Raw genomic sequence first — 7297 nt, 5'->3', positions numbered from 1 at the left:
AAACCAAACTTAACCAAGTGAATTGAGGATGCGATGACACAACCATTACCGGGGGAACACGCCGTGAGCGCAGAAAATGAACTGGATATCCGTGGGTTGTTTCGTGCCTTATGGGCAGGGAAAGTGTGGATTATTGGTATCGCGCTTGCCTTTGCGATAGTCGCTCTCGCCTATACATTTTTTGCACGTCAGGAGTGGAGTGCTACGGCGATTTCAGACAAGCCAACGGTTAATATGTTGGGCGGTTACTACTCTCAACAGCAGTTTTTGCGTAACCTGGATATTAAGGCCAGCCTCGCATCTGCGGACCAGCCGTCGGTAATGGACGAAGCCTATAAAGAATTCATCATGCAGCTCGCCTCCTGGGATACGCGTCGTGAATTCTGGCAGCAGACTGATTACTATAAGCAGCGTATGGTAGGTAACAGTAAAGCCGATGCGGCGATGCTGGATGAATTGATTGGTAACATCCAGTTTATGCCAGGCGATGCGTTACGTAATACCAATGACAGTGTGAAGCTGATTGCGGAGACGGCTCCTGATGCCAACAATCTACTGCGTCAGTACGTCGCCTTTGCCAGTCAGCGCGCGGCGCATCATCTGAACGAAGAGTTAAAAGGGGCCTGGGCTGCACGCACTGTGCAGATGAAGGCGCAGGTTAAACGCCAGGAAGAAGTGGCGAAATCACTATTCTCCCGCCGTGTTCACAACATTGAGCAGGCACTCAAAATTGCCGAACAGCATAACATTTCGCGTACCTCCACTGATGTTCCTGCTGATGAGTTGCCGGATTCTGAACTGTTCTTACTTGGACGTCCTATGCTGCAGGCGCGACTTGAAAACTTGCAGTCTGTTGGTCCGGACTTTGATCTGGACTACTTCCAAAACCGAGCCATGCTGAACACACTGAACGTTGGGCCAACTCTGGATCCGCGTTTTCAGACCTATCGTTATCTGCGTACGCCGGAAGAGCCCGTAAAACGTGACAGCCCTCGCCGTGCCTTCCTGATGATTATGTGGGGCATTGTTGGGGCTCTGATTGGTGCTGGCGTCGCGTTAACCCGTCGCCGCGCGATTTAGCAATACCGTTGCAGTGAGGGGCTGGGCCCTTACTGCCAATCCGAAGAGAATCGATGTGAAAGTACTGACTGTATTTGGCACGCGACCGGAGGCTATAAAAATGGCACCTCTGGTTCATGCGTTGGCAAAAGATCCTGATTTTGAGGCAAAAGTTTGCGTCACAGCGCAGCATCGGGAGATGCTCGATCAGGTGTTGAACCTCTTTTCCATAGTACCTGACTACGATCTCAATATTATGCAGCCAGGTCAGGGGCTAACAGAAATTACCTGCCGAATCCTTGAAGGGTTAAAGCCAATTCTGGCTGATTTCAAACCTGATGTGGTGCTGGTGCACGGTGATACCACGACCACTATTGCTACCAGTTTGGCTGCGTTCTATCAGCGCATCCCGGTGGGGCATGTAGAGGCGGGTTTACGTACTGGCGATCTTTACTCTCCCTGGCCGGAAGAGGCGAACCGTACGCTTACCGGGCGTCTGGCTATGTATCATTTTGCGCCGACAGAAAACTCGCGGCAGAATTTGTTACGGGAAGCTATTCCTGATAATCGTATTTTCGTCACGGGCAATACGGTTATTGATGCGTTGATCTGGGTACGCGACCGCGTACTGGCGAGTGATGCATTGCGGGCTGAACTGGCCGAACATTACCCTTTCCTCGACGCTAATAAAAATATGATCCTGGTGACCGGTCATCGTCGGGAAAGCTTCGGTCGCGGCTTTGAAAACATTTGCCACGCGCTGGCGGAAATTGCTGCGGCTAATCAGAATGTGCAGATTGTCTATCCGGTACACCTGAATCCTAACGTCAGCGAGCCGGTCAACCGCATCCTGGGGCACGTTGAAAACGTGATTCTGATTGAACCGCAGGACTACATGCCGTTTGTCTGGCTGATGAATCACGCCTGGCTGATCCTGACCGATTCCGGCGGGATTCAGGAAGAAGCCCCATCCCTGGGGAAACCGGTGCTGGTGATGCGTGAAACAACGGAACGGCCTGAAGCTATTACCGCAGGCACTGTACGCCTGGTGGGGACTGACCCACAGCGTATTGTAGAAGAAGTCACGCGTTTGCTGCATGACGACAATGAATATCAGACCATGAGCCGTGCCCATAACCCATATGGTGACGGGCTGGCGTGTGGCCGCATTTTACACGCGTTAAAAAATAATCGGGTATCGCTATGAGTTTTACGACCATTTCTGTCATTGGGCTGGGTTATATCGGACTGCCAACGGCGGCTGCCTTTGCTTCCCGTCAAAAACATGTAATTGGCGTAGATGTAAATCAACATGCAGTGGATACCATTAATCGCGGCGAAATTCACATTGTTGAGCCCGATCTGGCCGCTGTGGTGAAAACGGCGGTCGAAAACGGATTTCTTCATGCAACCACTACTCCCGTAGACGCTGATGCGTATCTGATTGCTGTGCCTACCCCGTTCAAGGGAGAGCATGAACCCGATATGGTCTACGTTGAAGCTGCGGCGAAGTCTGTCGCGCCGGTGCTGAAAAAAGGCGCGTTGGTGATACTTGAATCGACTTCACCGGTCGGGGCAACTGAACAGATGGCCGCATGGCTTGCAGAAATGCGGCCTGATCTGACTTTCCCGCAGCAGGTCGGTGAACAGGCCGATGTGAATATTGCGTATTGTCCGGAGCGCGTGCTGCCAGGCCAGGTCATGGTCGAACTGATTAAAAACGACCGCGTGATCGGCGGGATGACCGCCGTCTGCTCCGCGCGTGCCAGTGAGTTATATAACATCTTCCTTGAGGGCGAATGTGTCGTGACCAACGCCCGCACCGCGGAAATGTGCAAGCTGACTGAGAATAGCTTCCGCGACGTTAATATCGCCTTTGCGAATGAATTATCGCTAATTTGCGCCGATCAGGGGATTAACGTCTGGGAACTGATTCGCCTGGCAAACCGTCATCCGCGAGTCAATATTCTGCAACCAGGACCTGGCGTTGGTGGACACTGTATCGCGGTCGATCCGTGGTTTATCGTGGCACAGAACCCGCAGCAGGCGAAACTGATCCGTACCGCACGCGAAGTTAATGATGGTAAGCCTCATTGGGTCGTCGAGCGGGTAAAAGCCGCTGTGGCCGACTGTCTGGCAGATACCAACAAACGGGCCAGTGAAGTGAAAATCGCCTGCTTTGGTTTGGCTTTTAAACCGAATATTGATGATTTACGTGAAAGCCCGGCGATGGGAATTGCGCAGAGTATCGCGCATTGGCACAAAGGTGAAATGCTGGTGGTGGAACCGAATATCCATCAACTGCCGAAAAAACTGGACGGCATTTGCCAACTGGCGACATTGGACGATGCGCTGGCAAGCGCCGATGTGCTGGTCATGCTGGTCGACCATAATGAATTTAAAGCCATTAAAGGCGATGCGGTTCTTCAGCAGTACATCGTTGATACCAAAGGGGTCTGGCGCTAATGAAACGAATTCTGGTTACCGGTGGCGCGGGGTTTATCGGCTCGGCGGTTGTACGCCATATTATTCAAGAGACCCAGGATGCGGTGGTTGTGGTCGATAAGCTGACCTATGCCGGAAACCTGATGTCGCTGACGCCGGTTGCACAGAATGACCGTTTTGCCTTTGAGAAAGTGGATATCTGCGATCGGGCATCGCTCGACAAGGTGTTTCAACACTACCAGCCAGACTGCGTGATGCATCTGGCGGCAGAAAGCCATGTCGATCGCTCCATTGATGGTCCGGCTGCTTTTATCGAAACCAACATTGTGGGCACCTACACGCTGTTGGAAGCGGCACGCGCTTACTGGAGTGCATTGGCCAGCGAGAAAAAATCGGCGTTTCGCTTCCACCATATCTCAACTGATGAGGTGTATGGCGATCTCCATTCGACAGATGATTTCTTTACTGAAAGCACGCCTTATGCGCCGAGTAGCCCTTATTCCGCGTCGAAAGCCAGCAGCGATCATCTGGTACGCGCGTGGTTGCGAACCTATGGCCTGCCAACGCTCATTACCAACTGCTCTAACAACTATGGCCCCTACCATTTCCCGGAAAAACTCATCCCGCTGATGATCCTCAACGCATTGGCTGGGAAACCGCTGCCGGTATACGGCAATGGGCAACAGATCCGCGACTGGTTGTATGTAGAAGATCATGCCAGGGCGCTCTATTGCGTGGCGACAACGGGCGCGATTGGGGAAACCTATAATATTGGTGGTCACAATGAGCGTAAAAACCTGGATGTTGTCGAAACGGTTTGCAGCCTGTTGGAAGAGCTGGCGCCGCAAAAACCACAAGGCATTGCACAGTACCGAGACTTGATCACTTTTGTTGACGATCGCCCGGGTCATGATGTGCGGTATGCCATTGACGCGTCGAAAATTGCGCGTGAATTAGGCTGGATACCGCAGGAAACGTTTGAAAGCGGAATGCGCAAAACCGTGCAGTGGTATCTGGATAATCAGGCATGGTGGAAACCCGTGCAGGATGGCAGCTATCAGGGTGAACGTTTAGGTCTGAAGGGCTAACAGCCTGGTTTTGGCTCCCGGAGGAGACAACGCATGAAAGGTATCATTCTGGCGGGCGGTTCAGGTACTCGCCTGTATCCCATTACGCGTGGCGTATCGAAGCAGCTATTGCCTATTTACGATAAGCCGATGATTTACTACCCGCTATCAGTGCTAATGCTGGCGGGGATTCGCGAAATTCTGATTATTACCACGCCGGAAGATAAAGGTTATTTCCAGCGTTTGTTAGGCGATGGCTCTGAGTTCGGCATTGAATTGCACTATGCCGAGCAACCCAGCCCGGATGGATTAGCGCAGGCATTTATCATTGGTGAAACGTTCCTTAACGGTGAACCGTCATGTCTGGTATTAGGGGATAATATCTTCTTTGGTCAGGGCTTCAGTCCAAAACTACGTCATGTAGCCGCTCGCACAGAAGGTGCGACGGTGTTTGGTTACCAGGTCATGGATCCTGAACGTTTTGGTGTTGTGGAGTTTGACGACAATTTTCGCGCTATCTCTCTGGAAGAGAAGCCGAAAGCACCGAAATCTAACTGGGCGGTAACAGGGCTCTATTTCTATGACAGTAAAGTGGTGGAATACGCAAAACGCGTGAAACCTTCTGAGCGTGGAGAACTGGAGATTACGTCGATCAACCAGATGTATCTTGATGATGGGCATCTGACGGTGGAATTGCTTGGACGTGGCTTTGCCTGGCTGGATACCGGTACGCATGACAGTCTGATCGAAGCGAGTACTTTTGTGCAGACGGTAGAAAACCGTCAGGGTTTTAAAATAGCCTGTCTGGAAGAGATCGCCTGGCGTAACGGTTGGCTGGATGATGAAGGCGTGAAACGTGCCGCCAGCTCGCTGGCTAAAACGGGCTATGGCCAATATTTGCTGGAGCTGCTCCGTGCTCGTCCGCGCCAGTATTGAGCCGCTTAGCTGGGAAAATACGTTTTTTGGCGTGAATAGCGCCATTATACGTTTTGACCAACACGCGCCGGTTCTGACGGTGGATGCGTTACGTCCCTGGTCGCGGGTACAGGCAAAAATTGCTGCCGCAAATACCCATGAATTGGATGCCTTGCAGCGGTTGGGTTTCTCACTGGTCGAAGGCGAAGTGGATTTTGTACTGCCAGTGACGTGTGCCAGCGGCAACTCTGACGCGCAGATCGCGCAAACTACGGATATCCCGGCATTACGCTGCCTGGCAGAACAGGCATTCGCGCAAAGCCGTTTTCGCGCCCCGTGGTATGCCGCAGATGCCAGTTCGCGTTTTTATGCGCAGTGGATTGAAAATGCGGTGCTGGGGACGTTCGATCATCAATGCCTCGTTTTACGCACGCCGACAGGTGAAATTCGTGGTTATGTCTCGCTGCGCGAACTGAATGCGACCGAGGCGCGAATAGGCCTACTGGCTGGGCGTGGTGCGGGTGAAGAACTAATGCTGGCTGCGCTTTGCTGGGCGCAGGCCCGCGGTAAAACAATATTGCGCGTGGCAACCCAAATGGGTAACACCGCCGCGCTTAAACGTTACATACACAGTGGTGCGAATGTGGAAAGCACCGCGTATTGGTTATACAGGTGACACGATGATTCCATTTAATGCACCGCCGGTGGTGGGAACTGAACTCGATTACATGCAGTCTGCGATGAACAGCGGCAAACTGTGTGGCGACGGCGGCTTTACCCGTCGCTGTCAGCAGTGGCTGGAGCAGCATTTTGGCAGCGAGAAAGTTCTGTTGACGCCATCTTGTACCGCATCGCTTGAGATGGCGGCATTGCTGTTGGACATTCAGCCCGGCGATGAAATCATCATGCCGAGCTACACATTTGTCTCCACGGCTAACGCATTCGTTTTACGCGGGGCGAAAATCGTCTTTGTTGATATCCGTCCGGATACCATGAACATTGACGAAACGCTGATTGAAGCGGCGATCACCGACAAAACCCGCGCTATTGTGCCGGTACATTACGCGGGCGTGGCCTGCGAAATGGATACCATTATGGCGCTGGCCAGCAAACATAACCTGTATGTGGTCGAAGATGCGGCTCAGGGCGTGATGTCGACCTACAAAGGCCGGGCGCTGGGGACAATTGGTCACATCGGCTGCTTTAGCTTCCATGAGACTAAAAACTATACCGCAGGCGGTGAAGGCGGCGCGACGCTGATCAATGATAAAAAATTAGTCGAACGTGCGGAGATTATTCGTGAAAAAGGGACAAACCGTAGTCAATTTTTCCGTGGCCAGGTAGATAAGTATACCTGGCGCGATATCGGCTCCAGCTATCTGATGTCCGATCTGCAGGCTGCCTATTTGTGGGCGCAACTGGAAGCGGCCGACCGTATTAACCAGCAGCGTCTGGCGCTGTGGCAGAATTACTATGATGCCCTCGAACCGCTGGCGCGTGCCGGACGTATTGAGCTGCCTGCTGTCCCGGAAAACTGCGTGCAGAATGCCCATATGTTTTATATCAAGCTGCGCGATATCGACGATCGCACCGCGTTGATTAATTTCCTCAAAGAAGCCGAAATTATGGCGGTGTTCCACTATATTCCGCTGCATGATTGCCCGGCTGGCGATAAATTTGGCGAGTTTGCCGGTGTTGATCGTTACACCACCAAAGAGAGCGAGCGTCTGCTGCGTTTACCGCTGTTCTATAACCTGTCACCGGTTAACCAGCGAACGGTAATCTCGACCTTACTCAATTACTTCTCCTGA

At 52.4% G+C, this 7297-nt stretch carries 7 protein-coding genes; all 7 read left to right on the top strand.

All coding sequences use genetic code 11. The features are described from left to right. The first annotated feature begins 33 nt into the window (after nucleotides 1–33). The 7 genes from wzzE to rffA are packed head-to-tail and all read left to right on the top strand — an operon-like array spanning nucleotide 34 to nucleotide 7297. Nucleotides 34–1080: an ECA polysaccharide chain length modulation protein gene (wzzE, locus tag JSN25_RS03460; protein ID WP_085049768.1), complete on the top strand. Its 1047-nt coding sequence runs from the start codon at nucleotides 34–36 to the stop codon at nucleotides 1078–1080. Nucleotides 1081–1135: 55 nt separating this feature from the next. Continuing rightward, nucleotides 1136–2266, top strand: a complete 1131-nt coding sequence (gene wecB / locus JSN25_RS03455; protein WP_204525443.1) for a non-hydrolyzing UDP-N-acetylglucosamine 2-epimerase — start codon at nucleotides 1136–1138, stop codon at nucleotides 2264–2266. Then, complete coding sequence (gene wecC, locus JSN25_RS03450) at nucleotides 2263–3525, top strand: UDP-N-acetyl-D-mannosamine dehydrogenase (protein WP_204525442.1); 1263 nt, start codon at nucleotides 2263–2265, stop codon at nucleotides 3523–3525. Before wecB ends, wecC begins: the two co-directional genes overlap by 4 nt. Next, a complete protein-coding gene (gene rffG / locus JSN25_RS03445; protein ID WP_137347642.1) occupies nucleotides 3525–4592 on the top strand; it encodes a dTDP-glucose 4,6-dehydratase in 1068 nt (355 codons plus the stop codon). Before wecC ends, rffG begins: the two co-directional genes overlap by 1 nt. 33 nt (nucleotides 4593–4625) lie before the next feature. After that, complete coding sequence (rfbA, locus tag JSN25_RS03440; protein ID WP_204525441.1) at nucleotides 4626–5507, top strand: glucose-1-phosphate thymidylyltransferase RfbA; 882 nt, start codon at nucleotides 4626–4628, stop codon at nucleotides 5505–5507. Continuing rightward, nucleotides 5485–6162 (top strand): dTDP-4-amino-4,6-dideoxy-D-galactose acyltransferase, encoded by a 678-nt coding sequence (gene rffC / locus JSN25_RS03435; protein ID WP_038634550.1) that lies wholly within the window; start codon nucleotides 5485–5487, stop codon nucleotides 6160–6162. The genes rfbA and rffC overlap by 23 nt, the downstream gene beginning before the upstream one ends. Nucleotides 6163–6166: 4 nt before the next feature. Continuing rightward, nucleotides 6167–7297: a dTDP-4-amino-4,6-dideoxygalactose transaminase gene (gene rffA, locus JSN25_RS03430; RefSeq protein WP_069325091.1), complete on the top strand. Its 1131-nt coding sequence runs from the start codon at nucleotides 6167–6169 to the stop codon at nucleotides 7295–7297.

The sequence above is a fragment of the Citrobacter cronae genome (assembly GCF_016893685.1).
Classification (GTDB): Bacteria; Pseudomonadota; Gammaproteobacteria; order Enterobacterales; family Enterobacteriaceae; genus Citrobacter; species Citrobacter werkmanii.
This window is presented reverse-complemented; position numbering and strand designations above follow the sequence as displayed.